Genomic DNA, 25,306 nt, shown 5'->3' with positions numbered 1-25,306 from the left:
GGGGGCCGGGCCGGATGGGCGCGCTCGCGTCACCGGCGGTAGCCGGCCATCCGCTCCAGACGTGCGATCCGCGCGGCGACCGGCGGGTGGGTGGCGAACAGCCGGCCGATCCGGGTGCCCCGGAACGGATTGACGATCATCATGTGGCCGGCGGAGGCGAGCCTGCCGTTCTCCGGGAGCGGCAGCCTGCGGACCTCCATCTCGATCTTGCGCAGCGCGGAGGCGAGGGCCAGCGGGTCGCCGGTCAGCCGTGCGCCCGCGTCGTCGGCCGCGAACTCCCGCGAGCGCGCGATCGCCATCTGGATCATCGTGGCCGCGACCGGGCCGAGGATCATCACGAGGATGGCGCCGAGGAACCCCGGGCCCTCGTCGTCGTCCGAGCCGAAGAACAGGCCGGCGTATCCGAAATACGTGATCATCGTCGCGAGCGCGCCCGCGACCGAGGAGATCAGGATGTCGCGATTGTGGATGTGCGACAGCTCGTGGCCGAGCACGCCCTTGAGCTCACGCTCGTCCAGCAGCCCGAGGAGGCCGTGCGTGACGCACACCACCCCCTTGCGCGGGTTGCGCCCGGTCGCGAACGCGTTGGGCTGCATCGTCGGGGACACGTACAGGCGGGGCATCGGCGCGCGGGCCTCGGTGCACAGCTCGCGGACGACGCGGTAGAGGACGGGCTGTTCCACCTCCGCCACGGGCCGGGCCCGCATGGCCGACAGCGCGATCCTGTCGGCGCAGAAGTAGGCGACGCCGCTGACCGCGAGGGCGGCCACGACCGCGATCCGGGCGCCCATGCCGCCTCCCAGCCAGGCCCCGGCGACCAGGAGCGACGCGGACAGCGCTCCCAGCAGGACCGCGGTGCGCAGGCGGTTGTGCTGCACGCCTCCTCCTCCCGGTTCGGTGCGTCGAGCTCGGCGTCTCGGCTGGGTGTCTCAACCCGGTGTTTCAACCCGGTGTTTCAGCCCGCTGTGTCCGACTCGATGCGTCCAGCCCTACCAACGCGCACGGCCTGGACGAACGTTCCCCGTCACGCGCCTCACCCTGAGACGGACAGCACCACCTGCGGGGCGACGGAGAAGACCACGGTGACGGCGACCGTGACGGCGACGGCGGCCCCCGCCGCCGCCCTCGTCGGGACCGTACGGCTCTCGCCCGCCGCGGGCGGCGCGAACAGCCGGGCGGTCCAGGCGATGTAGTAGTAGAGCCCGGCCACCGTGTTGGCCGCCATGACCAGTGCCAGCCAGCCGAGCCCGCCGTCCACGACGGCCCGGAAAACGACGATCTTCGCGAACAGACCGGCGAGCCCGGGCGGCAGCCCGGCCAGGCAGACGAGGGCGAAGGCGAGGGACAGCCCGGCGGCCGGGCTCCGCAGCGCCAGCCCCCGATACGCCTCCAGGTCCTGGCCTCCGGGCAGCCGCGCCACCAGCAGGACCACCGCGAAGGCGATCAGGTTCATCGCGGCGTAGAAGACGAGATAGGCGACCGACGCGCCGACGGCCGCGCGGGGGGCGACGGCGTACACGGCCAGCGGCGCGAGGATGTAGCCCGACTGCGCCACCGACGACCAGGCCAGCAGCCGGACGGCCCCGCGCTGCCGCATCGCGAGGACGTTGCCCGCCGTCATCGTCAGTGCGGCGACGACCGCCACTCCCGGCGTCCACAGCGCCGCCTTCCCCGGCAGCGCGTACGTCAGCAGCAGGATCAGCCCGGCGAAGCCCGACGCCTTGGACACCACCGACAGCAGCGCCGCGACCGGGACCGGGGCGCCCCGGTAGACGTCTCCCGCCCAGAAGTGGAACGGCACCGCGGCGATCTTGAACGCGAAGCCCGCCGCCACCAGCACGATCGCCACCACCGTGACCCGGGCCATGTCCCCGGTGCCCCCGGTCATGTCTCCCGCCGTCCGCAGCGCGGCGTCGATCCGGTCGAGGTGGACCGAGCCGGTCACCCCGTAGAGCAGCGAGACGCCGAACAGCGTGACCGCGGTGGAGACCACCGAGACCAGGAAGAGCTTGAGGGCCGCCTCGGCGGCGCGGCCGTCATGGCGTCGGAGCGCGGTCAGCGCGAAGACCGGCAGCGAGACCAGCTCCAGCGACACGACCAGCATGATGAGATCGCGGGAGGCCGGCAGCAGCACCGCCCCGGTCAGCGTGGCCAGCAGCAGGAAATACCACTCCCCCGCCGGGATCCTGCCGCGCTCCGCGGGCCCGCCGTCGCGTCCCGTGGCGATCTCCGTCATCGACAGCAGTACGACGACCACCCCGGCGGCCAGCACGACCGCCGCGATCACCAGGGAGAAGCGGTCCGCGACGAACGAGCACGACGCCGGGGCGGCCCTGATCGTGGCGGACGCCCCGCCGAGCGAGGCGGGGACGCAGAACGTGCGCCGGGTGCCGCCGCCCGCGGCCTGGACGGCCACGACCGCCAGGGCGGCGACCATGCCGCCGAGTGTGACGAGACCGAGCACCCGCGCCCCGCCGGGGCGGGCGGGCAGGAACGCGTCGAGCAGCAGCACGAGCCCGGCCACCAGCGCGAGGACCAGCGGCGCCGCCACGGCGGCGTAGTCGATCGACTGGATCACGCCACCGCCCGTCATGGCGCCATCCCCGATCCGAGGAGCGACTGCACGGCGGGCGTGGTGACGGCAAACAAGGCCTTCGGCCACAGGCCGAACAGCACGATCAGCGCCACCAGCGGGAGCCACGCCGCCAGCTCGTAGACCGTGGCGTCCCGGAAGGGCCGCCGCCTCTGGGCCGCCTCCGCCGCGTCGGTGGAACCCACCCCGAGCGCCCGGGCGGCGCCCCTCGCACCGGCCTCTCCAGCGTCCGCCACAGCCTCGGCCCCCAGAGCGGCCACCGCGGCTTCGGTCGCGACCGGCTCGACCGGCTCCGCGCCCTCCCCCAGCTCGCTCAGCACCTCGCGTACGCCTTCGGCGGTGGCGAGCGGCGGTCCCGGCGGCTCATCCGGCTGCGCCGGCGCGAGAGGCGCAGCGGGTTCGAGAGGCGCAGCGGGCGCGACGGTCTCGACCGCCCGGCCGTGCGTCACCCGCGAGAGCATGACCAGGAAGTAGGCCGCGGTGAGCACCATGCCGAGCCCTCCGACGGCCATGAACACGAGGAACAGCGGCCGGGAGAGCCCCGCGGCCGGGCGGAACGCGCCGAGCAGCGTGAGCATCTCCCCCCAGAACCCGGCGAGGCCGGGCAGGCCCAGCGAGGCGACGCAGGCGAAGGTCAGCAGCGACCCGACGTACGGCAGGCGGCGCAGCATCCCACCGCCCAGCCGGACCATGTCGGCCGTGCCGTACCGCTCCTTGACGGCTCCGGCGAGGAAGAAGAGCAGGCCGGTGATCAGCCCGTGGGCGACATTGGCGAACAGGGCGCCGTTCAGGCCCACCGGCGTGAGCGAGGCGAACCCGAGCAGCACGAAGCCCATGTGGCCGACCGAAGAGTAGGCGATCATCCGTTTGAGATCGCGCTGGGCGAGGCAGGCGAGCGAGCCGTACGCGATGCCGGCCACGGCGAACGCGCCGAGCCAGGGGGCCAGGGCCGCCGCGCCCTCGGGGAGCACCGGGATCGCGATCCTGGCGAAGCCGTAGGAGCCCATCTTGAGCAGCACGCCCGCGAGCAGGACCGAGCCGACGGTCGGCGCCTCGGTGTGCGCGTCGGGCAGCCAGGTGTGCAGCGGCCACATGGGCGTCTTCACCGCCAGCCCGAGACCGATGGCGAGGAACGCGAGGATCTGGGCCGACCGGGCGATGCCCGCGCCGTGGTGCCCGGCCAGCGCGACCATGTCGAGCGTGCCGGCCTGGGTCCAGACCACGAGCAGGCCGATGAGCAGGACCGCGGAGCCGAGCAGCGTGTAGAGGATGAACTTCACGGCCGCCGATCGCCTGCCCGCACCGCCCCACAGGGCGATCACGAAATACATCGGGACCAGCACGACCTCGAAGAACACGAAGAACAGCAGCAGGTCGAGGGCGAGGAACGTGCCGAGCATGCCGACTTCGAGCACGAGCAGCGTGACGACCAGCCCACTCACCCGGCCGCCCGCGGGCGGGTGCCCCGCGAGGTGGACGAAGCACAGGAACACGAGCAGCGCGGTCAGCACGACGAGCGGCAGCGAGACGCCGTCCACACCCAGGTGGAACCGCAGGCCGAGGCCGGGGATCCACGGCCAGTCGGTCTGCAACTGCATCTCGGCGGGGCGGGCGTAATCGAAGACCGCGGCGAGCGCGACCGCGAGGACCAGCACCGCCGCCGAGACGGCGATCCCCCAGGCCACCGCACTGTCCCGTACGGCCGGGACGAAGGCGGCGACGGCTCCCAGCAGCGGGACGGCCACGAGTGCGATCGGCAACCAGCTCACGTCGTCACCACCGCGACCACCGCGAGAGGCCGCGCGCCACCGTTCCGAACCCGCCGCGTCATGTCAGCACCACCGCCGCTACCGCGATCAGCACGAGCCCGGCCAGCAGGCCGGTGACGTAGAGCTGCGCGTTGCCGTTCTGGGCGAGCCGCACCAGGCCGGAAAGGCCGAGCGTCGCCCGGCCGGACCCGCGGACCGCGCCGTCCACCACCCGCGCGTCCGTGCGGGCCACCCCCCTGGCCAGGCGCAGGATGGGCCGGGCGATCAGCGCCGCGTACGCGGCGTCCACGTAGAAGGCCCGCTCGCACGGCACCCGGAACGGCCCGAGCAGCCGGGCGGGATCCTGCTCGGGCGCGGCCCGCCACAGGGCGTACACGATCCCGGCGCCGAGCAGCGCGACGGCGAGGCTGACGGCCGCCGGCCCCCACTCGACCTCCACGCCGGCCGCCGATCCCGCGAGGCCGAGCAGCAGGGCGGGCACGGCCAGCACACCGGCCGGCCACAGCATCGACGAGGGCGCCTCCCGGCCGTCGAAGACGTGGGCGACGCCGGGCGGCGGCTCCGCGAGCGGCTCGATCCGGGCGGGACCGAAGAACGTGCGCAGCCAGGCCCGGGCGGCGTACGCCCCGGTCACCCCCACCGTCAGCAGCGCCGACGCGTACACGAACGGCTGGGCCGGTCCCGTCCCGTGCTCGACGGCCGAGATCACCGCGTCCTTGCTGAAGAACCCGCTCGCGGGCGGCAGCCCGGCGAGCGCGGCGAAACCGATGGTCATCGTCCAGAACGTCACGGGAAGAGCCCGGCGCAGCCCGCCCATGTGGCTGATCAGGTTCGACCCGACGTGGTGGATCACCAGGCCCGCGCAGAGGAACAGCAGGGCCTTGAACGCGCCGTGCGACACCAGGTGGAACATCGCCGCCCGGTCGGACCCGGCGGCCAGCGCCGCGGCCATGTAGGCGAGCTGGCTGATCGTCGAGTAGGCCAGCACGCGCTTGAGGTCGTCCTGCGCGAGCGCGGCGAGGGCCGCGCCCAGCATGCCGACGGCGGCGACCACGCCCAGCACGTCGAGCGTGGGCGGCGCCGCGAGGAAGGCGGGATAGAGCCGGGCGACGACGAAGATCCCGGCCGCCACCATCGTGGCCGCGTGGATGAGCGCGCTGATCGGGGTGGGGCCGGCCATCGCGTCGGGCAGCCAGGTCTGCAGCGGCACCTGCGCGCTCTTGCCCGCGACCCCGGCGAGCAGCAGCAGCGTCGCGACGACCAGAGTGCCCCGGGGGATGTCGGCGCGCAGCACGTCGTCGATCCGGAAGCCGCCCGCCGCCGAGCCGAGGACGAAGATCCCGAACAGGAAGCCGACGTCGCCGAGCCGGGTGACCAGGAACGCCTTCACCGCCGCCCGGGAGTTGGCCCGGTCCTCCCACCAGTGCCCGATGAGCAGGTAGGAGCACAGGCCCATGATCTCCCAGCCGACGTAGAGGACGATCAGGTCCCCCGCGTAGACCACCAGCAGCATGGCGCTGGTGAACAGGCTGACGAACGCGCTGTAGGACGGGTAGCGGGGTTCGTCCCGCATGTACCCGACCGAGTAGACCTGCACCGCCAGCGCGACCACGACGACCAGGATGCCCGCGAGCACTGACAATCCGTCGGCCCGCAGAGTCAGGGAGATCGGCACAGAACCGGTCTCGACCACCGTCAGCGTGCCCTCGACCCGGCCGGGGAGCAGCTCCGACCAGAAGCGCCCTTCCGACGCACCCGCTCCACCTGCGAGGGCGGCGGCGAGCCACACCGTGAGCGCCGCCGACACCGCGGCCGGGACGATCGCGAACCACGCCGCCCGCCGGTACGCCGTCGGTTCGCTGCGAGCGCCCAGGTTCCGGGTGCCGAGGCGGGTCGCGAGCAGCCCGGCCGCCGCGGCGGCGAACGGCAGCAGGACGATCAGAGCCACCACGACGATCACGAGGCGTCCTCCCCATCCGGACGCCCCGAGCCGGGCGCGCGCACGACTTCGGCGAGCGCCCGCAACCGGTCGACGTCGACGGTCCGGCGCGTGCGGAAGACGGCCAGCACGATCGCCAGCCCCAGACCCACCTCGGCCGCGGCGATCACGATGACGAACAGCGTCAGCACCTGGCCGCCGTGCAGGCGGTCCCCGAGCCAGACGTCGAAGGCCACCAGGTTGAGGTTGACCGCGTTGAGCATCAGCTCGACCGACATCAGCACGAGGATCGCGTTGCGCCGGGCCAGCACGCCGTACACACCGATGGAGAACAGCAGGGCGGAGACCACCACCGGGTAGACGACGTGCACCTCGCTCACCGCCTCCGAGCCGTCGGCCTGGTCGATAAGGCCGGCGCGATCGACCAGGCCGATAACCGGGTCATTCCCGCCCCCTGATGTCCGTACGGGACAGGACGATCGCGCCGATCAGCGCGGCGAGCAGGAGCACCGACAGCGCCTCGAACGGCAGCACCCAGGTGCGGAAGACGCTCGCTCCCAAGGGTTCGGCCGCCCCCTGCCCGGGACGGAGCGGCGCGTACGCCGAGCGGAAGCCGGTGACCACCACGGTGACGAGCACGGCGGCGGTCGCGACGGCGACCAGCGCGGCGGCCCACCGGTTGCCGGAGTCGAGGCCGGCCGAGGGCCCGATGGGCGCACGGGTCAGCATGATCCCGAACAGCAGCAGCACCACGACCGCGCCCACGTAGATGAGCACCTGCACCCAGGCGACGAACTCGGCGGTCAGCACCAGGTAGCCGCCCGCGAGCGCGCCGAAGCAGACGACCAGCCACAGCGCGGCGTGGACGAGTTGCCTGGTCGTGACGACCAGCAGGGCGGAGCCGACGGCGACGGCGCCGAGCAGCAGGAAGACGACCTCAGGCCCCGAGGGCGGCCACAACCCCGGCGCCTGGGAGGTCATCGCTCCCCCTCGGGCCCGTCCTTCTTCTGCTGCGACGACCCGGCGTTCTTGGGCAGCGAGCCCGGCGGCCGGATGGAGCGGATGTCGCGCATCGCTCTCGGCGGCTCACGGCGCGGGCGGCTCTCCGCGCCCTTCGCGGGTTCCGCCGCCGGTCCGGCCGGTCCCCGCGCCGTGTCCTGTGTCGCCTTGCCCACGGCCTCCTGCACGGTGTCTTGTGCGGCGGTGTCCTGTGCGCTCTCCTGCGCCGCCGGCGCGCCCGCGGCCGGTCCCTTCACCGGTGCGGGCGGCGCCGTACGCCGGGCCGGCGCCGGGCGGGACCCGGCCGACAGTTCCTTCGGCGGCTCGGCGCCCACCTCATGGGCCGGTGGCGGCGGCACCGTGGCCGCCCACTCGCCCAGCCTGTCCTTCTCGTGCAGGAGATCGCGGATGTCGTATTCGGCGTACTCGAACTCGGGCGACCAGAACAGCGCGTCGAAGGGGCACACCTCGATGCAGATGCCGCAGTACATGCACAGCGAGAAGTCGATCGCGAAGCGGTCCAGCACGTTGCGGGCGCGCGGACGGCCGCCCTCGGGCGCCGGCAGGGTCTCCTTGTGGGAGTCGATGTAGATGCACCAGTCCGGGCACTCGCGGGCGCAGAGCATGCAGACGGTGCAGTTCTCCTCGACCAGGGCGATGACGCCCCGGCTTCGGGCGGGCAGGTCGGGATGGACCTCCGGGTACTGCTGCGTCTCCGACTTGTGCAGCATGTGCCGCATCGTCACGGCCAGGCCCTTGGCCAGCCCTTCTCCTGGAATGCGCGCCACAGGCTCATCATCGCGCACTATCGGCGGCGAGTGAACGTGTGACTCCATCCCTGCTGTTTTCCACATCGTCCACACCGTAATCCCCAGAGTTGTCCACAGGATGTGCGGAGAAGGGGGCAGCGCAAAGACCGACAAATACGTATCGTCTGGACCATGAACGGCTATGGGGGGCCGGGAGGTTACCCGCCCGGACCGCAAGGACCGCAGGGCCAGCAGAGACCACAGGGGCCGCAACCGCCGGGGCCGCACGGACAGGGACCACAGGGGCAGGGACCACAGAATCCGTACCGGCATCGGGGGCCGGGACCGTACGGGGAGCAGTGGCCGGGTCCTTACGGCGCCCACCCCGCGCCGCCCGCACAGCCGCACGCACCGCCGCCCATGCCGCCACCCATGCCTCCGCACGTACAGTCGCCCGTGCCGCCGCCCCCTCCACCGCCGATGCCACCGCCGATGCCGCCGTTCCCACCGCCGCCCGTGCAGGGGCCTTCCAACGCCCCCAGCTACCTGTGGGCGCTCGCTCCGCTGTACACGTGCGGCTTCGGCACTCCCTTCAGCATGCTGTACGCCGCCATCCGCAGGCGCAGCTGGGGGTACGGGGCCGCCGCCGCCGGATACGCCACGGCCACCGGCGCCTGGATCTACCTGGTCGAGCTGTACGAGGACACACAGGAGCCGGCTCTGGTGTCCCTCGTCATGATCTTCTGCATGCTCGCTCCCTGGCTGATCGGCACCGTGCACTCGCTCGCGGTCAGAAGGCAGGTCTTCGGCGACACCCCGCCGTACGAGACCGGGAACGAGCAGGCGATCGCGCTCGCGCAGCACCGCCGCGCCCTGCGACAGCAGGCCAGGGAACTGGCGGAGCACGATCCGGTGATGGCGCGCGAGCTGCGGATCGGACGGCCCGACCTGCCCCGCCAGTACGACGACGGCGGCCTGGTCGACGTCAACCACGCCCCTGCCCCGGTGATCGCGAACCTCCCCGGCCTGACGCCCGCGCTCGCCGAGCAGATCGTGCGCGCACGCGACCAGGTCGGCGGCTTCGTCTCGGCCGAGGACGTCTCGGCCGCCGCCTCCCTGCCCCCGAACCTCACCTCCGATCTCGCCGAATACGGCATTTTCCTCCCATAGTCATGCGGTAATTCCGGTTGTCGTCGCATATCCCTGGCCGAGCGATCGGTGTTTCCTTAGGCTTTACGGTGCGTCAGCCGCGAGAACCGGGAGGGTCTGTGACGTCACCCGAGATCGCCGAATGCAGGGCGGACATGGCCGCGGCCGCGACCGCCGTGCGGGAGATCCTCCAGGCGCTCACCGCCGTTCCCGCTTTGTTCGGCGACCAGACCTGGCAGGGCCCCCCGGCCGATCGCTGGGCAGCCGGCTGGAACGCCCGAAAGACGCAGCTCACCAGGCTGTTCGACGCCGTGCTGACCGAGCAGCCACGTCTGATCGCCCGTGTGGAGGAGGCGGAGCGCCGCAAAGCCGCCTCGTAGGCCGCCGCACCGGGAAGGATCGCCGTGGGGGACTTCGTCGGAGTCGATCCCGATAATCTCAAGGAGCTGACCAAAAGGCTGGAACAGCTGCACGAACTATTGGCCCGGCATAGTCCCCTCATACAGCAGAAAATGCAGAAATGGGGGAGCGAAGTCGCCGTCACCTCATTGCCCGGCCTCATCGCCGCCGCGCTCGACGACGTCCGCGACATGGACGCCCGTACGGCCAGGGCGTACGAGCTGGCGAGGGAGCAGGGCTGGAGCGCGCTGAGCAGCGCGCCCGGCGTCCTCGGCCCCGCCTTGACCCGGCCGCCCGGCGTACGGCTCGACTGGGAGGCCACGGGGCAGAGCGGAAACCAGGGCAAGCGCGATGCGGAGACGCTGGCCGCCGCCCTCGCGGCCAAGGACCCCGAGGACGCTCGCATCGCCCTCTGGGAGCTGCCGGAGAGTCTGCGGCGGCACCTGGCCGACAAGGACTACCAGGCGGCCTTCTGGGCGGGGGCCGGCCCGCTCGCGCTGCGCGCGGCCCGCGCGCTGTACGAACGAACGGGAAGCGCCCTCTTCAGCGCGGAGAGCGTGAGCGTGCTCCGGGCGCTCGGGGCGTCCCTCGCCGCCGCCAGTCAGATGCGCGTCGGCACGGGCGAGGACCGTCGCCCGTTGCTGCCCGCCGCGATCCGCGCCGGCCTCACCGGGAACTCCGACCCCTGGTCGGTCGGAATGCTGGTGAAGTACGGCCCCGAGGGCAGGTCGTGGGACTCCCGCCTGCTCGCCGACCTTACCCGCGCCATGCTCGACGCCCGCGCCGCGGGCAAGACGATCTGGCCGCCCGCCCGCGGCAAGCTGGAGACCGACGTCGACGCCTCACGTCATCAGCGGCTCATGGCGGAGTACGACGCCGTCGGGGCCGTCCTCCAGCGGGCCGCGGAGAACGGCATGGCCGCCCGGCACGTGCTGGGCGACCCGGCCACCGGCCTCAAGTACGCCCGCATGCTCGTCAACGACGACTGGCATACCCCCGGCTACGACCCGGGGCCCTTCCTGAGCTCATACGTGCACCCGGGCGGCGCGCTTCCGCTCACCGGCCAGGTGGACCTCTCCGCGCCCACCGCGGCCTTCCTCAAGGCCGCCGTCTCCGCGGAACGCGGCACCTCCACCGACGCCAAGGAATCCGCCTGGTCCGTCGTCCACATCGTCCAAGCCACCGCCGAGTTCTCCAAACTCCACTCGGGCACCCTTCTGCCCGAGAAGATCCGTGGTTCCCTCATGCACGTGGCGGGCCGGCATCTTCCCGACTTCGCGCAGTCGGTGAATCACAATTTCGCCTCCGGTGCGCTGCAGCAGGGCAACAAGAGCTCCAACCCCTGGGTGGCCATCAACAAGGTCGACGAGCTTGAAGGCCTTTTCACACAGGCTCTGCAGAAGCCCTCGGAGTTCGGCGCGTTCAAGGGCCTGATGGCTTCTCGCGTGAGCGTAGCCGTCGCAGCTACCATCCAGGACCCTTCCGACCGGAACTACCTCAGGGAGATGGGCGGACTCTTCGGTTTGATCCAGCGGGTGGAGAACAGTCATCACTTCGAGGGTCAGCTACACGCGGATGAGGAGGCCGCCAAGAACCAAATGCTGCTCGCGACGGCGAGCGGAGGGTTCGGCGCCCTCAGCTTCTCCAATCCTTTCGGTCCTGGAACGATGGCGCAGATCTTCACCGCCCTCGGCACACCCGCCCTCAACGAGACATTCGACACAGGACATGCGCTGAAAGCCCTCAAAACCAATCTCGACGCATCCCGGCAACAGGTATTCCAGGTGGAGGTTCCTGTGGTGCAAGGACTAGTCGACGCCGGAGCAGTGCATCCGCCGTCGAATGCGAGTTGGGTGAGAGCCGGGCGCGTGATCCCCAATGCAGCCCTGGTCGACTGGATCAGTCTGCACGCCGACACTCGGTACGCGGGAAGGACGCTCACCGACTGGATAACGGATGCGCAGACCGCCATGAGGATGCAGCAATGAAAGCGAAGAAGCTCGTGGCACTCACCATGTGCCTCCCTCTCCTGCTCGCCGGATGCACCGAAGAAAGACGGCTTCCTTCCACCGATGACGAGGTGACGAAACGCGACGCCGCGCTCGTGGCGGTGGTGCAATGTCTTGTCGATCACGGCGAAGTCCCGTCAGCGCACCTCGAACACCAGCCGTGGTTGAGGGACAAGAAGGTGCAACCCGGCGCCGAGCTCGTGACTTGGAGGAGCGATCACGAGGAGACCGTCTATGCGGGCAAGACGCTGCAGGTGTGGGAGGACGAGGCGACGGCGGGGTGGCCGGGGTGGAGGTGCCCGTTGTGAGGCCGCTCAGGCGGTGAGGACCCTGACGACTCCGGTGAGGGCGAGCTGGAGGAGGGCGAGGGGCACCAGGACGGTCCAGGCGAACTTCTGCAGCTGGTCCTCGCGCATCCGGGGATAGCTGACCCGGACCCAGATGACGACGAAGGCCAGGGCGAAGACCTTGAGGAGCGTCCAGACCGGGCCGGGCAGGAGGGGCCCCTGCCAGCCGCCGAGGAACAGCACGGTCGTCAGGGCGGACAGCACCACGATCCCGGCGTACTCGGCCAGCATGAACAGGGCGAAGCGGAACCCGGCGTACTCGGTCATCGGGCCCATGATGATCTCGGATTCGGCGATCGGCATGTCGAACGGCGGCCGGCGCAGCTCGGCCAGGCCGGCGACGAAGAACACGAAGGCGCCGATCGCCTGCCAGGGCAGCCACCACCAGCGCCACTGCTCGGCGATGCCCTGCAGGGACAGCGTGCCCGCGGCCATCGCCACGCTGGCGGCGGCGAGCACCAGCGGCAGCTCGTACGACATGAGCTGGGCGGCGGCCCGGATGCCGCCGAGCACGCTGTATTTGTTGGCCGAGGCCCACCCGGCCATGATCGCGCCGAGCACGCCGACGCCCATCACCGCAAGCACGAAGAACAGCCCGGCGTCGAGGTCCACGGCCGCCAGCCCGGGGCCGACCGGGATCACGACCATCACGACGAGGTACGGCACGAGCGCCACCGCCGGGGCGATCGCGAAGATCCACCGGTCGGCGGCCGCCGGGATGACGTCCTCCTTCTGGACGAACTTGACGCCGTCCGCGAGGAGCTGCGCCCACCCGTGGAAACCGCCGGCGTACATCGGCCCGAGACGGGCCTGCATGTGGGCCATGGCCTTGTGCTCCATCTGCCCGACGATCAGTGGCAGCAGCAGGAACGCCGCCACCACGACGACCAGCCGGACCGCTATGTCGAGCACCTCGGCCATGGGACCCCTCTCACCCGGAGGCCCAGTCGGGTGGCACCCCCGGCGGCAGCATCCTGCGGCGGCTCGGCGAGCCGTGGTCGGACTCCCCCGGTTCCTTGGCCCCGGGCCAGGCCTTGGCGACGCGCGCGGCCAGCACGAAGTCCTTGCGCAGCGGGTGGCCCTCGAAGCCGTCGGGCAGCAGCAGCGGGCGCAGGTCCGGATGGCCGTCGAAGACGACGCCGAACATCTCGTACGTCTCCCGTTCGTGCCAGTTCGCCCCGCGGAAGACGCCGGTGGCGGTCGGCAGGCGAGGGTCCGCGCGCGGCACCCGGGTGCGCACGAGCAGGTGCGCGAACGCGACCGGGTCGAACACGTGGGCCACGACGGCGAAGTCCTCGGGCGGCTCGTCCACGCCGGTCAGCCAGTCGAAGAACTCGAAGCCGGCCGAGCGCGCGAACGCCAGCGCGTCGACCCACTCTGCGGAGTCCACGTCGAGCACGTCCTGGCCGAAGGAGTCGGTGAGGCGTGAGCCGTACCGCTCGCGCACGGCCTCGATGGCGCTCATGCGTCCGCCTCCGGCAGGTAGCGGTCCTCGAGCGTCTCGCCCGCGATCTTCTCCTGGAGCTTCATGATCCCGTGCAGCAGCGCCTCGGGGCGGGGCGGGCACCCGGGGACGTACACGTCCACCGGGATGATCTGGTCGACGCCCTTGGTGACGCAGTACGAGTCCCAGTAGGGCCCGCCGGAGTTGGAGCAGGCGCCGAACGAGATGACGTACTTGGGGTCGGGCATCTGCTCGTACAGCCGGCGTACGGCGGGGGCCATCTTGTCGGTCACCGTGCCCGAAACGATCATCAGGTCGGCCTGCCTGGGGCCGTTGGCGAACGGGATCACCCCGAAGCGGATGAAGTCGTGCCTGCTCATCGACGTGGCGATGAACTCGATGGCGCAGCAGGCCAGCCCGAAGTTGAAGACCCACAACGAGTAGCGCCGGCCCCAGTTCAACACGAACTTCATGGGCTTGGGCGCGAGCCGGGACACCGGCCCCACCGTGGGCATCGGGAGATCGTTCACGGGCATGCGGTCACCGCCATGCCGTCCATTGTCCTCCCCGGAGCCGGTCGGGTCACGTCCAGCCCAGCACCCTCTTGCGCCAGGCGTACAGGATGCCGAGCGCGATGAACGCGAGGAAGACGAACATCTCCACCAGAGTCGTCATGCCGTACCCGGGGGCGGCGAAGACGGTGGCCCAGGGGAAGAGGAACACGGCGTCGACGGCGAAGACCACGTAGAGGTACGTGAAGACGTAGTAGCGGATCTGCGACTGCGCCCAGCCCTCGCCGACGGGATCGACCCCGCACTCGTACGTCGTGAGCTTCTCGGGGGTCGGCCGGCTGGGACGTAACATCCGGTTCACGAACAATCCGCCCGCGAAGATCGCCACGCCGACGAGGAAGAGGACGACGACCACGGCATATGAGCCGAAGTATCCACTCATACCGCCTCCCAGTCTCGAGGATAACCCCGGCACGATCTCAAGGGCTGAACACCTGACGGTCACACGCGAGTCCCCCGCATATAGTTGAGGATCGTGACCCGAATCAAGCTCGTCGCCCGTCTGCACCTGGACCTGTGCCGGCTCGCGTCGGGCCTGTGTCGCCCGGACGGTTCGCGAAGCTGACGGTGCGCCGCCCCCCGGCGGCCGAGGCACCAGCGGGAACGCGCCACAGGTGCGGAAAGTCCCGGCAGAGCGCACCCCAAGTGCGTATTTGCGAAAAACCAGCGTGACCCCGATGGATCTAGCATGGACATGACAACGTGCCACCAGCAGGCAGGCCTGGGCGCGTCAAGGAGGACTGAGGAGCTGTGACCAAGCAGGTTCAGCAACTCGACCGCGTGATCATCCGGTTCGCGGGTGACTCCGGCGACGGAATGCAGCTCACCGGTGATCGGTTCACGGCGGAGACGGCCCAGTTCGGCAACGACCTGTCGACGCTCCCCAACTTCCCGGCGGAGATCCGCGCTCCCGCCGGCACCCTCCCCGGGGTGTCGAGCTTCCAGTTGCACTTCGCCGACCACGACATCCTGACCCCCGGTGACGCGCCCAACGTGCTCGTCGCCATGAATCCCGCCGCGTTGAAGGCGAACCTCGGGGACCTCCCCAAGGGCGCCGACATCATCGCGAACACCGACGAGTTCACCAAGCGCAACCTGTCGAAGGTGGGCTACGACGGCAACCCGCTCGAGGACGACTCGCTGAGCGAGTGGCGCCTGCACGCGGTGCCGCTGACCTCGCTGACGGTCAAGGCTCTCGAGGGCTACGACATCTCCAAGAAGGACGCCGAGCGGGCCAAGAACATGTTCGCGCTCGGGCTGCTGTCGTGGCTGTACCACCGGCCGACTGAGGGGACGATCCAGTTCCTCGAGGCCAAGTTCGCCAAGAAGCCCGAGATCGCCAAGGCGAACATCGCGGCCTTCCAGGCGGGCTGGAACTACGGCGAGACGACCGAGTCGTTCTCGGTCTCCTACGAGATCAAGCCGGCCACGCTCCGCCCGGGCACCTACCGGAACATCTCCGGCAACCAGGCCCTGGCGTACGGGCTGATCGCGGCGTCGGTGCAGTCGAAGCTGCCGCTGTTCCTCGGGTCCTACCCGATCACCCCGGCCTCCGACATCCTGCACGAGCTGTCCAAGCACAAGCGGTTCGGGATCAGGACGTTCCAGGCCGAGGACGAGATCGCCGGCGTGGGCGCCGCGCTGGGCGCCGCCTTCGGCGGGTCGCTCGGCGTGACAACGACCTCCGGCCCGGGCGTCGCGCTCAAGGCCGAGACCGTGGGCCTCGCGGTGACCACGGAGCTTCCGCTGATCGTCGTGGACGTCCAGCGGGCCGGGCCCTCGACCGGCATGCCGACCAAGACCGAGCAGACCGACCTGCTGATGGCGTTGTACGGCCGCAACGGCGAGTCGCCGGTGCCGGTGCTGGCGGCGGCCACTCCGTCGGACTGCTTCACGATGGCGATCGAGGCGGCGCGGATCGCACTGAAGTACCGCACGCCGGTCATGCTGCTGTCGGACGGCTACCTGGCCAACGGTTCGGAGCCGTGGCGCATCCCGGAGATCGACGAGCTGCCGGACATCTCGGTGCTGTTCACCACCGAGCCCAACGGCGACGACGGCGCTTACCTACCGTTCAAGCGTGACTCGGAGACGCTGGCCCGCCCGTGGGCGGTGCCCGGCACGGCGGGGCTGGAGCACCGGATCGGCGGCATCGAGAAGGCCGACGGCACCGGCAACATCTCCTACGACCCGGACAACCACGACAAGATGGTGCGGCTGCGTCAGGCCAAGATCGACGGCATCGACGTGCCCGACCTGACGGTCGACGACCCCGACGGCGACGCCCGGGTGCTCGTGCTCGGCTGGGGCTCGACGTACGGGCCGATCGCGGCGGCCGCACGCCGGGTGCGCGCGGCCGGGCACAAGGTGGCCCAGGCGCACCTGCGGCACCTCAACCCGCTGCCCGCCAACACCGGCGAGGTGCTGCGCTCCTACGACAAGGTGCTGCTGCCGGAGATCAACCTCGGTCAGCTCGCCATGTTGCTGCGGGCCCGTTATCTGGTCGACGTGATCAGCTACAACCGGGTGCGCGGGCTCCCGTTCAAGGCCGCCGAACTCGCCGCCGTCATTCAGGACGTGATCGAAAGTGACTGACACCCTCAATGGCAAGGGCCTGGCCCTCATCCCTCGTACGGACGCCAAGCAGACGCTGAAGGACTTCAAGTCCGACCAGGAGGTGCGCTGGTGCCCGGGCTGCGGTGACTACGCGATCCTGGCGGCGGTGCAGAGCTTCCTGCCCGAGCTGGGGCTCAGGCGCGAGAACATCGTGTTCGTCTCCGGCATCGGCTGCTCCTCGCGGTTCCCGTACTACCTGAACACCTACGGCTTCCACTCGATCCACGGGCGGGCGCCGGCCATCGCGACGGGTCTCGCCGCCTCCCGGCCCGACCTGTCGGTGTGGGTGATCACCGGTGACGGCGACGCGCTGTCGATCGGCGGCAACCACCTGATCCACGCGCTGCGCCGCAACGTCAACCTGAACATCCTGCTGTTCAACAACAGGATCTACGGCCTGACCAAGGGGCAGTACTCCCCGACCTCCGAGATCGGCAAGATCACCAAGTCGACGCCGATGGGCTCGCTGGACAAGCCGTTCAACCCGATCTCGCTGGCGCTCGGCGCGGAGGCCGGGTTCGTCGCCCGGACCATCGACAGCGACCGCAAGCACCTGCAGAGCGTGCTGCGCCAGGCCGCCGAGCACCGGGGCGCCTCGCTGGTGGAGATCTACCAGAACTGCAACATCTTCAACGACGGCGCCTTCGACACGCTGAAGGACCCCGGCACCCGCGACGAGATCACCGTCCGGCTCGAACACGGGCAGCCGATCGTCTTCGGCACCGGCGACAACGAGCGTGCCGTACGGCTGTCGCCCACGGGCGGCGTCGAGGTCGTGCGCCGCGCCGAGGTCGCCGACAGTGAGATCCTCGTGCACGACGCCCACAACCCCGACCCGTCGCTCGCGTTCGCGCTGTCGCGGCTGGACGAGCCGGCGTTCGAGCACGTGCCGATCGGCGTCTTCCGCTCGGTCGACCGGCCGTCGTACGACCACCTGCTGAACGAGCAGGTCCAGACTGCCACCGCCGAGAAGGGCACCGGCAGCCTCGCCGACCTCCTGCACGGCGGGGACACCTGGACCATCGGCTGAGCGAACCACCAGAAAAGGGACCCGTCTTCGGACGGGTCCCTTTTCGCATTAGCGGCCCCGAACATTGTTCTCGCCGTCAACCGGGGTCTCAACAGGACCGTCTCCCTTGCCGAGATGCAGCATGATCGAGCACCCAGGGAGAGCGCATGGCCCGGTCCCCTTCCTCCGGACCGCCGTCACCCGCACGGCCGGAAGAACCACCTTGGGTGGGAAGGAAGGTCCTGGTCACAGGAGCGTCGGGATTCATCGGCGGGCGTCTCGCCCTTCGGCTCGACGGCATGGGCGCCGAGGTGCACGCCGTCAGCAGAAACCCTGTTCACCGGCAAGAACCGGGCCTGTCCGAACGGGCGATCCGGCACGCGGCCGACCTTCGCGACCGGGAGACGGCCGGGACGCTGCTCCGGAAGATCCGCCCGGACGTCGTCTTCCATCTGGCCGGCGAGGTCGACGGAGCGAGGGACCTCGACCTCGTGCTGCCCACGCTGGAGAGCAACCTCCTGGGCACGGTGAACCTGCTGACTCACGCCTCGGCCCTCTCCGGAGTCCGGGTGATCCTCTGTGGCTCCAGTGAGGAACCCCGGCCCGCGAACGAGCAGTCCCCGCCCCCGTCGCCGTACGCGATGACCAAGTGGGCGGCCACCGGCTACGCACAGCTGTTCCACCGGTTGTGGGGCGTCCCGGTCACCGTGCTGCGGCCGACGATGGTCTACGGCCCCGGCCAGCGGGACGCCCGGAAGCTGGTGCCGTACCTGGCACTGTCCCTGCTGCGCGGCGAGGAGCCGGGTCTCACCAGCGGGAGCAAGCGGGCCGACTGGGTGTACGTGGACGACGTGGTCGACGCGTTCGTCCTGGCCGCTGAGACCGACCGGGCCGCCGGGCAGGTGCTGGACATCGGCACCGGTGTTCTCACCTCCGTCAGGGAGACCGTGGAGTTGCTCTTCCGCATCTCCGGCACCTCGCTCCGGCCGCGGTTCGGCGCGGTCGCCGACCGCCCCCTCGACGTGGCCCAGACCGCCGACACCGGGCCGGCTGCGGAAATCCTCGGCTGGAAGGCCGTCGTCGGCCTGGAAGAAGGGCTGCGACGGACGCTGGCCTGGTATGCCGAGCACAGGTAACAGAAGACTCCAGAAAGGCGATAGCCGTACCGTGACCGTTATCTTCTCAGGTCCCTCTCTGACGGACGAAGAGCGCCGCACACGCCTCTACGAGGGGCAGGTCTTCCTGTATCCGGCCCGTCCCGAGTCCCTGGCGCTGATCGAGTTCGCGCGGGAGCTGATCGGCGACGCGTTCGGCGGGTTGGACCCGGAAACGGCCCAGTACGAACTGCCCGTGGAGAAGTTCGCCGCGATCCTCGCCGAGCTCAAGCCGAAGTTCATCCACCACCCGCGCTCGAAGGAACTGCTGCGGGCGCTGCTGCTCTCCTTCGGCTGCGACGCCGACCGGACGTATTTCGACGTGCCGAGGATGCGGTCGTCCACCTCCGACGACTACCTCACCACAGGGATCGCCTACGCGTTCCACCCCCACCGGGACACCTGGTATTCGGCGCCTCTGAGCCAGGTCAACTGGTGGATCCCGATCTACGAGGTCGTGCCCGAGAACGTGATGACGTTCCATCCGCGGTATTGGAGCGCTCCGGTCAAGAACGGCTCCGCCGGCTACGACTATTACGAGTGGAACCGGACCAGCCGCTTCAACGCCGCACAGCACATCGGCACCGACACCCGGGAGCAGCCCAAGCCCGAGGAGCCGATCGAGCTGGAACCCAGGGTGACCGTCGTGCCCGAGCCGGGCGGTGTCATGATTTTCTCCGGCAACCAGCTGCACTCCTCGGTGCCGAACACGTCGGGCAAGACCCGCTTCAGCATCGACTTCCGTACGGTCAACGTGGACGACGTCATCGCGCGGCGCGAGGCGCCCAACGTCGACTGCGCGTGCACCGGCACCACGCTCCGCGACTTCCTGCGCGTCTCCGACCTGGAGCGGCTGCCGGAGGATGTCGCGCTCGCCTACGAGGGCAAGGGCTGATGACCGTTCCGGCATCGGACGGTTTCCGCACGCCCCGAGGAGCCCCCGCATCAGAGAGGCCCCGCCCATGAGTCGCCTGAACGCCCTGCGCAACCGCTTCGTCGACGCTCCCGACTCACTGGGCGCGAAGGCCCGGGCACGGCGGTGGAGCTGGTTCGCCGAGTGCTTTCCCGACCTCGACCGGATGAACGTGATCGACCTCGGAGGGACGGCCGGGGCCTGGCTGCGTGCCCCGGTCAAACCGGCCCACGTGCACATCGTCAACCTGGAGAAGCCGCCGTCGGACCTGCCGTCCTGGCTGCGCGCCGACGTCGCGGACGCCTGCGACCTGCCGGCCTCGATCAGGAGCGGCACCTACGATCTGGTCTTCTCCAACGCGGTGATCGAGCACGTGGGCGGTCACCAGCGCCGGCAGATATTCGCCGACACCGTGAACGCCCTGGCCGACCGGCACTGGGTGCAGACGCCCTACCGCTACTTCCCGGTCGAGCCGCATTTTCTGTTCCCCGGCTTCCAGTTCCTCCCGTTGACGGCCCGGACGGAGATCCTCCGCCGCTGGCCGCTCATCCACACGCCGACCTCCGACCGGGAGGCCGCGCGGCGCATCGTGATGGACGTCGAGCTGCTCAGCGTGACGGAGATGCGGCACTACTTCCCCGGCTCGCGGATCCGGTTCGAACGGCTGGCCGGCCTGGTGAAGTCGGTGATCGCCTACAAGCGCGCGTAACGCCGGACGAGCGGCCGGGCCCCGCCGGGGGCCCGGCCGCTCGTCGTCGTCACGACTTGCCGGGGTCCACGACCCCGCCGTCCTCCCAGATGTTGCCCTGCCAGACGTTGCCGGAGCCCTCGTGGTCCCAATAGGCCACAGGACCGGCGTGCCCGCCCTTGGGCCAGACCTGGCGGCTGAAGACGTTGTCGATGACCTTGACGTTCGACGAGGTGCCCTTGGTGCCCGCCCCCGCATACAACGCCCAGCCGCCACCCGCCAGCAGGTTGCCCTCCACCGTCACGTCGCGGATTACCCCGAAGTCCTGGAACAACGCGATGGCGCCGGTCTGGTCGAGCGTGTTGATGACCGTGTTGTTCCGGATGACCAGCTGCGTGCCCTTGGCCGGCGCGCTGGTACTCATGATCATGTCCGTGTGGTCGCCCGAGTAGTACTTGGGGTCGTGGAGGTAGGAGTCCTCCACCACGCCCTGTTCGGTGCAGATGCCGTTCGAGATCGTGTGGATGTCCACGCGCCGGATCGTGATCATCTTGCCCTGGTTGAGGATGCCGAACTGGGTGCGCACCTTGCCGTTGCCGAAGACCTCGACGTCCTCGACCGTCAGCCCCGAGTGGCCCTCACGCTGGAGGATCCCCCAGTAGTCCTGCTGCCCGCGCACCCGAGTGTTGCGGATGGTCACGTTGTCCGCGTCCACCGTGATGTCGCCGTAGACGTCCAGACCGTCGATGACGGTGCCGTCCTTCGTGATGACGAGCGAGTCGGACCTCTTGAGCGCGACACCCGCCGGGACGCCCGTGTTGCCCGGGCCCGGCCAGTCGCCCGTACGCGGCGGCGTCGTCGCGTTCGAAGGCGTCGGGGAAGGACGGGCGGACGCGGACCTCGACGGCGTCGGCGAGGGCCGGTCCGGGGAGGGGGTGCGCGACGGACTGTACGACGGGCTGTGTGTCGCGCTGTGCGAGGGCGTCACGTCGGGCGAGGGGATCGCGCTACGCGACGGGATCGCACTGCGCGAAGGGGTCGCACTGCGGGAGGGGATGGCGCTGCGGGAGGGGGTCGCACTCCGCGAAGGGACGGGGCCGGGAGATGGACTGCGCGTGGGACGGACTGTCGGCCGGTGAGTCGGCCAGAAGGTCGGGCGTGTCGTCGGGCGCGCCGTCGGGCGTGTTGTCGGGAGGAGAGTCGGCGACGCGTCCGGCGGGGGGCCGGCCGAGATGCCCGGACGCGGGGAGGCCGACGGTCTCGCCGTCCAGGACGCCCTCGGAGTGGGCCGCACGGTGGGCCGGTGTCCCCTGCGCGGCGGCAGGGTGGTCCACCAGGTGACCTCCGGATTCGGGTTCCGCCGTCCCGTGGGAGCCGGCGTCGCCCCTTTACGCCCCCGGCGGGAGGAGGGCGAGGCCCTGACCGCCTCGGCGCCTGCCGCCCGCGCCCGCGCGTCCTGCTCCCCGCCGTCCCGCGTGCCGGCGCCCGTCAGCGCGACCGTCCCGTCGGACGCGTCCTGGCCTCCGACGCCGCATCCACCGCCGGCGAGGACGACGAGGGCGGACAGACCCGCCACGACCAGCAGCCCGCTTTTCCGGGCGTCCTTATATATCCGCACAGTCGACTCCTTCCGGTCCACGGTTATGCCGACTGTCCGCCTCTATAGGGGGAGGCTCCTTCGGGAGGGTAGCCACACGTGACACACAAGGTGGGCTGTTTTCGCAAAAGGAACCATTTTCAGCGCAATCTACATGCGTCCCAATCCGCGTATAAATCGCATTCAGGCGACAATGGGTGTTATTCGGGCGTGACCTTCCCGCCGCCCTCCCAGACGTTGTCCCGCCAGACGTTCCCGCGGCCATGGGCGTCCCAATACGCCACCGGACCCGCGAATCCACCCTTGGGCCACACCCTGCGGCTGAAGACGTTTCCGATGACCTTGATGTTCGACGAGATTCCCTTGACGCCCGCCCCTGCGTACAACGCCCAGCCGCCACCCGCCAGCAGGTTGCCCTCCACCGTCACGTCCCGGACCACGCCGAAATCCTGGAACAGCGCGATGGCGCTGGTCTGGTCGAGCGTATTGACCGCCGTATTGTGGCGAATGATCAATTCGGTTCCCCGGGCGGGCGGCCCGGACGACATGATCATATCGACGTGATCGTCTTTGTAGAGTTTCGGATCATGGACGTAGTTGTCCTCGATGAGGCCCTGCTCCGTGCTGATCCCGTTGGAAATCGTGTGGATATTCGCCCGCCGCACGGTGATCATCACACCCTGGTTGAGAACGCCGAACTGCGTGCGTTCCCTGCCGTTGCCGAAGATCTCGACGTCTTCGACCGTCAGCCCGGAGTGCCCCTGCCGCTGGAGGATCCCCCACCAGCCCGGCGTACCGCGGACCCTGGTGTTGCGAATGGTGACATCGTCGGCCTCGACCGTGATCGCGCCGTTCACCTCCAGGCCGTCGATGACCGTGCCGTCCTCGGTCACGGTGATCGAGCCGGACGGGCGCAGCCTCGTCCCCTTCGGCACTCCGGTGTTGTCCGGTCCCGGCCAGGCCGCCGGCCGCGACGGTGAGGGCGAGGGGCTCGGCGTGGTGCGCGCCGACGGCGTCGCCGGGGGGGTGGGGCGCCCCGGGCCGCCGTCCGTGGTCGCCTGGCACGCGGTCTGCGAGGTCACCAGTACGGCTCCCGCGAGCAGGACCGCCGTACGCCTCGTCACCGCGCGGCGCACGCCTGGCCGATTCCGCGGGCGATGCGGACGCACCGGCACGACGTTATGCGACTCACCGCGCTCTCCCCCCTGCGCCCGTCGTACGGGCATGTCGGCGCCGGGAGTCCGGGCGGATCTCCGGCCGCCATCACCGTACCGGGCTGGTCCGCCGCACGCCGGGAATACCGGCGGCGAGCCTCCCTCGCCCCGTCCGGCTACGGCTTGCCGTCGCGGTTGAGCAGGTCCACCAGCGCCGGGGGCGTCCAGCGCTTCACCGTCTGACGGACGTTGCTCTTCCACTGCTCGCCGGGCCGCTGCTTGAAGAGGGTCGTGTGGTCCGCGCCCGCCTCCTCCTCCGGCCGGCCGTTCGTGTAGTAGTACAGCGCCATCGAACGGCGGGCGCGGTCGTCCGGGCACGTCAGCGGGTCGGGATGTCCGTGGTTCGCGTCGTCGGTGGTGGCGAAGACGACGAAGCGGTTGAAGACCGGCAGGATCTTGTGCTCGCACCGGGTCATGTCCTTGTCCCAGAGCTGCAGGTGACCGCCGTAGTCCTCTTTCCAGTCCTTGTTGAGGTAGAGCAGCCCGTTGAGCCGGCGGTCGAGGTTGAGCCTGCGGTGCCGGTTGAAGTCGGCGTGCACCTTCAGGAAGCCGCCGGGCTTGATCTGGTGCAGGCCGCCACCCTCGAAGTGCGGATCGGAGACGAGCTGCGTGATCCCCGTCAGCCGCTCCAGGAACTCGACGAACACCTGACCGTTGAACTCGGCGAGCAGGTGGCGGGTGGCGGGGCCCATCCGCTCGGTGTCCGACAGGGCGAGCTTGATCTCGCGCGAGCTGTCGAACTGCTGCCAGCTCGCGTCGCGCGGCTCCGGAAACTCCTCCAGGATCGGCTCGAGCACGCCGGGCGGCAGGAAGTCGTCGATCACCACGTGCCGGAACGGCGCGGCGTCGAGGAAGTCCTGGCGCCGGCGATCGGCCAGCGGGAACAGGTCCTCCCGACGGAAGGTGAACGCCTGGGTCTCCTGCATCGATTTCTCCCTCGCCGCCGGCTGAAAGGTGTCTCGCTCGATCCGTCGCCCCCGTGCTCGCCACCGCGCGATCCGCCGGACGCTCTCCCTGGCGGCTCGGAACGGCGAGGCTCCCGACTTGAATATCGTGCGGCGAATCCGCCCGCGTTACAGCGCCGCGTCCGGCCGGAGCCCCGGCCTGGTCGCGTTCCACGCGCGACACCAGGGCGAAGATCGCGGAATGCATTGCCTGCCGGATGCACCGCCTCTAGCATGCGCCTGGCGGGCAGTTCCCGACCCCCCGGAGGGCCGCATGTCCGAGACCCCGCGGATCGCGGTCGTCGTCGTGACCTACAACAGCGCGCGTGTGCTGGCAGACTGCCTGGATTCGCTCACCGCGGGCGCGCGGGGCGCCGACCTCGTGCAGGTGGTCGTCGCCGACAACGCGTCACGGGACGAGTCCGTGCCGCTCGCCGAGCGGGCCGGGGCGACGGTGGTGCCGCTGGGCCGCAACGCCGGCTACGCGGCGGCCATCAACGCGGGTATCGCCGCCCTCGACCGCGAGGGACACCTCGGCCGCGTCGACGCGGTCGCCATCCTCAACCCCGACTGCCGCACCCACGAAGGGGCGCTCACCCGTCTCGCGGCCGCGCTGCGCGCCCCCGGCCGCGGCATCGCCGTGCCCCGGCTGGTCAGCCCGGAGGGCCACACGCATCCCTCCCTGCGCCGCGCCCCCACCGTACGCGGCGCGCTGGCCGAGGCGGTGATCGGCGGACGGCTCGCGGACCGCGTCGGACGGCTCGGCGAGGTGATCACCGATCCCCGCCGGTACCGGACGCCGGGCGCCGCCGTGTGGGCCACCGGGGCCGCCCTGCTCGTCTCCGTGGCGGCCGTACGCGACCTCGGGCCGTGGGACGAGTCCTTCCTGCTCTACAGCGAGGAGACCGAGTTCGCAATGCGGGCGGCCGACCGGGGCTGGACGCTCTGGTACGAACCCGAGGCCGTGGTCGAGCACATCGGCGGCGAGGCGAACGTGAACCCCGTGCTGGCCGCGTTGCTCACGACGAACCGGGTGCGGCTGTTCCGGCGGCGGCGCGGGCCCGTCTCCTCCTTTGCCTTCTATCTGGCCGTGGTTCTCGGGGAGGCGCTGCGCGCGCTCGCCGGCCGGCGTACGGCACGGGCCTCGCTGGTGGCCCTGCTGCGGCCCTCCAGGCGCATGCGGGTGCTGCCGCAGTGAGCGG

Annotated in this window: 25 protein-coding genes; 10 read left to right on the top strand and 15 right to left on the bottom strand. The window is 70.5% G+C overall.

Annotated features, from left to right (window positions below):
- Positions 1–29 precede the first annotated feature (29 nt).
- From BXA11_RS16695 to BXA11_RS16665, 7 genes are all read right to left on the bottom strand, one after another.
- A complete protein-coding gene (locus tag BXA11_RS16695; protein ID WP_076435496.1) occupies positions 30–878 on the bottom strand; it encodes a M48 family metalloprotease in 849 nt (282 codons plus the stop codon).
- Between the two features lie 155 nt (positions 879–1,033).
- Entirely contained in the window at positions 1,034–2,593 is a 1,560-nt protein-coding gene (locus BXA11_RS16690; RefSeq protein WP_076435494.1) for an NADH-quinone oxidoreductase subunit N, read from the bottom strand.
- On the bottom strand, positions 2,590–4,362 hold the full coding sequence (locus BXA11_RS16685; RefSeq protein ID WP_076435492.1) for a complex I subunit 4 family protein: 1,773 nt from the start codon (positions 4,360–4,362) through the stop codon (positions 2,590–2,592). The genes BXA11_RS16690 and BXA11_RS16685 overlap by 4 nt, the downstream gene beginning before the upstream one ends.
- Positions 4,363–4,420: 58 nt before the next feature.
- A complete protein-coding gene (locus tag BXA11_RS16680; RefSeq protein ID WP_076435490.1) occupies positions 4,421–6,322 on the bottom strand; it encodes an NADH-quinone oxidoreductase subunit 5 family protein in 1,902 nt (633 codons plus the stop codon).
- On the bottom strand, positions 6,319–6,672 hold the full coding sequence (gene nuoK / locus BXA11_RS16675) for an NADH-quinone oxidoreductase subunit NuoK (protein ID WP_030510078.1): 354 nt from the start codon (positions 6,670–6,672) through the stop codon (positions 6,319–6,321). Before nuoK ends, BXA11_RS16680 begins: the two co-directional genes overlap by 4 nt.
- 70 nt (positions 6,673–6,742) lie before the next feature.
- Positions 6,743–7,282 (bottom strand): NADH-quinone oxidoreductase subunit J family protein, encoded by a 540-nt coding sequence (locus BXA11_RS16670; RefSeq protein WP_030510079.1) that lies wholly within the window; start codon positions 7,280–7,282, stop codon positions 6,743–6,745.
- Positions 7,279–8,088, bottom strand: a complete 810-nt coding sequence (locus tag BXA11_RS16665; RefSeq protein ID WP_239104842.1) for a NuoI/complex I 23 kDa subunit family protein — start codon at positions 8,086–8,088, stop codon at positions 7,279–7,281. Before BXA11_RS16665 ends, BXA11_RS16670 begins: the two co-directional genes overlap by 4 nt.
- Positions 8,089–8,541: 453 nt before the next feature.
- Between BXA11_RS16665 and BXA11_RS16660 the strand changes: the two genes are divergently transcribed.
- From BXA11_RS16660 to BXA11_RS16645, 4 genes are all read left to right on the top strand, one after another.
- Positions 8,542–9,219 carry a ComEA family DNA-binding protein gene (locus BXA11_RS16660; protein ID WP_204053508.1) on the top strand — a complete coding sequence of 226 codons (678 nt, stop codon included), beginning with the start codon at positions 8,542–8,544 and terminating at the stop codon, positions 9,217–9,219.
- A gap of 98 nt (positions 9,220–9,317) precedes the next feature.
- Entirely contained in the window at positions 9,318–9,578 is a 261-nt protein-coding gene (locus BXA11_RS16655; RefSeq protein WP_076435484.1) for a hypothetical protein, read from the top strand.
- Between the two features lie 132 nt (positions 9,579–9,710).
- Positions 9,711–11,585, top strand: coding sequence for a hypothetical protein (locus BXA11_RS16650; RefSeq protein WP_143734330.1), 1,875 nt, complete (start codon positions 9,711–9,713; stop codon positions 11,583–11,585).
- Positions 11,582–11,914 carry a hypothetical protein gene (locus BXA11_RS16645; protein WP_076435480.1) on the top strand — a complete coding sequence of 111 codons (333 nt, stop codon included), beginning with the start codon at positions 11,582–11,584 and terminating at the stop codon, positions 11,912–11,914. Before BXA11_RS16650 ends, BXA11_RS16645 begins: the two co-directional genes overlap by 4 nt.
- A gap of 6 nt (positions 11,915–11,920) precedes the next feature.
- On the opposite strand, the gene nuoH is transcribed toward BXA11_RS16645, so the two are convergent.
- Genes nuoH through BXA11_RS16625 form a run of 4 tightly spaced genes read right to left on the bottom strand, consistent with a single transcriptional unit; the run spans position 11,921 to position 14,351 of the window.
- Positions 11,921–12,874 carry an NADH-quinone oxidoreductase subunit NuoH gene (gene nuoH, locus BXA11_RS16640; RefSeq protein WP_076435478.1) on the bottom strand — a complete coding sequence of 318 codons (954 nt, stop codon included), beginning with the start codon at positions 12,872–12,874 and terminating at the stop codon, positions 11,921–11,923.
- Positions 12,875–12,884: 10 nt separating this feature from the next.
- Complete coding sequence (locus tag BXA11_RS16635; RefSeq protein ID WP_076435476.1) at positions 12,885–13,418, bottom strand: NADH-quinone oxidoreductase subunit C; 534 nt, start codon at positions 13,416–13,418, stop codon at positions 12,885–12,887.
- Complete coding sequence (locus BXA11_RS16630) at positions 13,415–13,933, bottom strand: NADH-quinone oxidoreductase subunit B (protein ID WP_030510086.1); 519 nt, start codon at positions 13,931–13,933, stop codon at positions 13,415–13,417. Before BXA11_RS16630 ends, BXA11_RS16635 begins: the two co-directional genes overlap by 4 nt.
- A 46-nt stretch (positions 13,934–13,979) precedes the next feature.
- Positions 13,980–14,351: an NADH-quinone oxidoreductase subunit A gene (locus BXA11_RS16625; protein ID WP_030510087.1), complete on the bottom strand. Its 372-nt coding sequence runs from the start codon at positions 14,349–14,351 to the stop codon at positions 13,980–13,982.
- Positions 14,352–14,719: 368 nt separating this feature from the next.
- Between BXA11_RS16625 and BXA11_RS16620 the strand changes: the two genes are divergently transcribed.
- The 5 genes from BXA11_RS16620 to BXA11_RS16600 all read left to right on the top strand — a co-directional run bounded on the left by BXA11_RS16620 (position 14,720) and on the right by BXA11_RS16600 (position 20,370).
- Positions 14,720–16,564: a 2-oxoacid:acceptor oxidoreductase subunit alpha gene (locus BXA11_RS16620; RefSeq protein WP_076435474.1), complete on the top strand. Its 1,845-nt coding sequence runs from the start codon at positions 14,720–14,722 to the stop codon at positions 16,562–16,564.
- Positions 16,557–17,615 carry a 2-oxoacid:ferredoxin oxidoreductase subunit beta gene (locus BXA11_RS16615; protein ID WP_030510089.1) on the top strand — a complete coding sequence of 353 codons (1,059 nt, stop codon included), beginning with the start codon at positions 16,557–16,559 and terminating at the stop codon, positions 17,613–17,615. The genes BXA11_RS16620 and BXA11_RS16615 overlap by 8 nt, the downstream gene beginning before the upstream one ends.
- 206 nt (positions 17,616–17,821) lie before the next feature.
- On the top strand, positions 17,822–18,730 hold the full coding sequence (locus tag BXA11_RS16610; protein ID WP_076435472.1) for an NAD-dependent epimerase/dehydratase family protein: 909 nt from the start codon (positions 17,822–17,824) through the stop codon (positions 18,728–18,730).
- Between the two features lie 31 nt (positions 18,731–18,761).
- The gene (locus tag BXA11_RS16605) at positions 18,762–19,643 is read left to right on the top strand and encodes a phytanoyl-CoA dioxygenase family protein (RefSeq protein ID WP_076435470.1); all 882 of its coding nucleotides are present in this window, start codon (positions 18,762–18,764) and stop codon (positions 19,641–19,643) included.
- A gap of 67 nt (positions 19,644–19,710) precedes the next feature.
- Positions 19,711–20,370: a class I SAM-dependent methyltransferase gene (locus BXA11_RS16600; protein WP_076435468.1), complete on the top strand. Its 660-nt coding sequence runs from the start codon at positions 19,711–19,713 to the stop codon at positions 20,368–20,370.
- Positions 20,371–20,419: 49 nt separating this feature from the next.
- Here the strand turns inward: BXA11_RS16600 and BXA11_RS16595 are convergent, their stop codons facing one another.
- The 4 genes from BXA11_RS16595 to BXA11_RS16580 form a co-directional block, all read right to left on the bottom strand.
- Positions 20,420–21,337 carry a right-handed parallel beta-helix repeat-containing protein gene (locus tag BXA11_RS16595; protein ID WP_076435466.1) on the bottom strand — a complete coding sequence of 306 codons (918 nt, stop codon included), beginning with the start codon at positions 21,335–21,337 and terminating at the stop codon, positions 20,420–20,422.
- A gap of 19 nt (positions 21,338–21,356) precedes the next feature.
- Positions 21,357–21,683 (bottom strand): hypothetical protein, encoded by a 327-nt coding sequence (locus tag BXA11_RS16590; RefSeq protein ID WP_076435464.1) that lies wholly within the window; start codon positions 21,681–21,683, stop codon positions 21,357–21,359.
- 463 nt (positions 21,684–22,146) lie between these two features.
- Complete coding sequence (locus BXA11_RS16585) at positions 22,147–22,839, bottom strand: right-handed parallel beta-helix repeat-containing protein (RefSeq protein WP_143734326.1); 693 nt, start codon at positions 22,837–22,839, stop codon at positions 22,147–22,149.
- Positions 22,840–23,276: 437 nt separating this feature from the next.
- Positions 23,277–24,086, bottom strand: a complete 810-nt coding sequence (locus tag BXA11_RS16580) for a 2OG-Fe(II) oxygenase (protein WP_030510096.1) — start codon at positions 24,084–24,086, stop codon at positions 23,277–23,279.
- Positions 24,087–24,378: 292 nt separating this feature from the next.
- Here BXA11_RS16580 and BXA11_RS16575 point away from each other — a divergent pair, with 292 nt between their 5' ends.
- A complete protein-coding gene (locus tag BXA11_RS16575; RefSeq protein WP_076435462.1) occupies positions 24,379–25,302 on the top strand; it encodes a glycosyltransferase family 2 protein in 924 nt (307 codons plus the stop codon).
- The last annotated feature ends 4 nt before the right edge of the window (positions 25,303–25,306 follow it).

This window comes from Microbispora rosea (assembly GCF_900156315.1).
Lineage (GTDB): Bacteria > Actinomycetota > Actinomycetes > Streptosporangiales > Streptosporangiaceae > Microbispora > Microbispora rosea.
The sequence above is the reverse complement of the archived record's forward strand: the minus strand, read 5'-3'. Positions and strand labels throughout refer to the sequence as shown.

Coding starts and splice junctions, on each gene's coding strand:
- BXA11_RS16660 (WP_204053508.1), top strand. CDS start 8,542: ATGCCGCCGTTCCCACCGCCGCCCGTGCAGGGGCCTTCCAACGCCCCC.
- BXA11_RS16635 (WP_076435476.1), bottom strand. CDS start 13,418: ATGAGCGCCATCGAGGCCGTGCGCGAGCGGTACGGCTCACGCCTCACC.
- BXA11_RS16580 (WP_030510096.1), bottom strand. CDS start 24,086: ATGCAGGAGACCCAGGCGTTCACCTTCCGTCGGGAGGACCTGTTCCCG.
- BXA11_RS16650 (WP_143734330.1), top strand. CDS start 9,711: ATGCAGAAATGGGGGAGCGAAGTCGCCGTCACCTCATTGCCCGGCCTC.
- BXA11_RS16670 (WP_030510079.1), bottom strand. CDS start 7,282: ATGACCTCCCAGGCGCCGGGGTTGTGGCCGCCCTCGGGGCCTGAGGTC.
- BXA11_RS16625 (WP_030510087.1), bottom strand. CDS start 14,351: ATGAGTGGATACTTCGGCTCATATGCCGTGGTCGTCGTCCTCTTCCTC.
- BXA11_RS16600 (WP_076435468.1), top strand. CDS start 19,711: ATGAGTCGCCTGAACGCCCTGCGCAACCGCTTCGTCGACGCTCCCGAC.
- nuoH (WP_076435478.1), bottom strand. CDS start 12,874: ATGGCCGAGGTGCTCGACATAGCGGTCCGGCTGGTCGTCGTGGTGGCG.
- BXA11_RS16645 (WP_076435480.1), top strand. CDS start 11,582: ATGAAAGCGAAGAAGCTCGTGGCACTCACCATGTGCCTCCCTCTCCTG.
- BXA11_RS16690 (WP_076435494.1), bottom strand. CDS start 2,593: ATGACGGGCGGTGGCGTGATCCAGTCGATCGACTACGCCGCCGTGGCG.
- BXA11_RS16630 (WP_030510086.1), bottom strand. CDS start 13,933: ATGCCCGTGAACGATCTCCCGATGCCCACGGTGGGGCCGGTGTCCCGG.
- BXA11_RS16575 (WP_076435462.1), top strand. CDS start 24,379: ATGTCCGAGACCCCGCGGATCGCGGTCGTCGTCGTGACCTACAACAGC.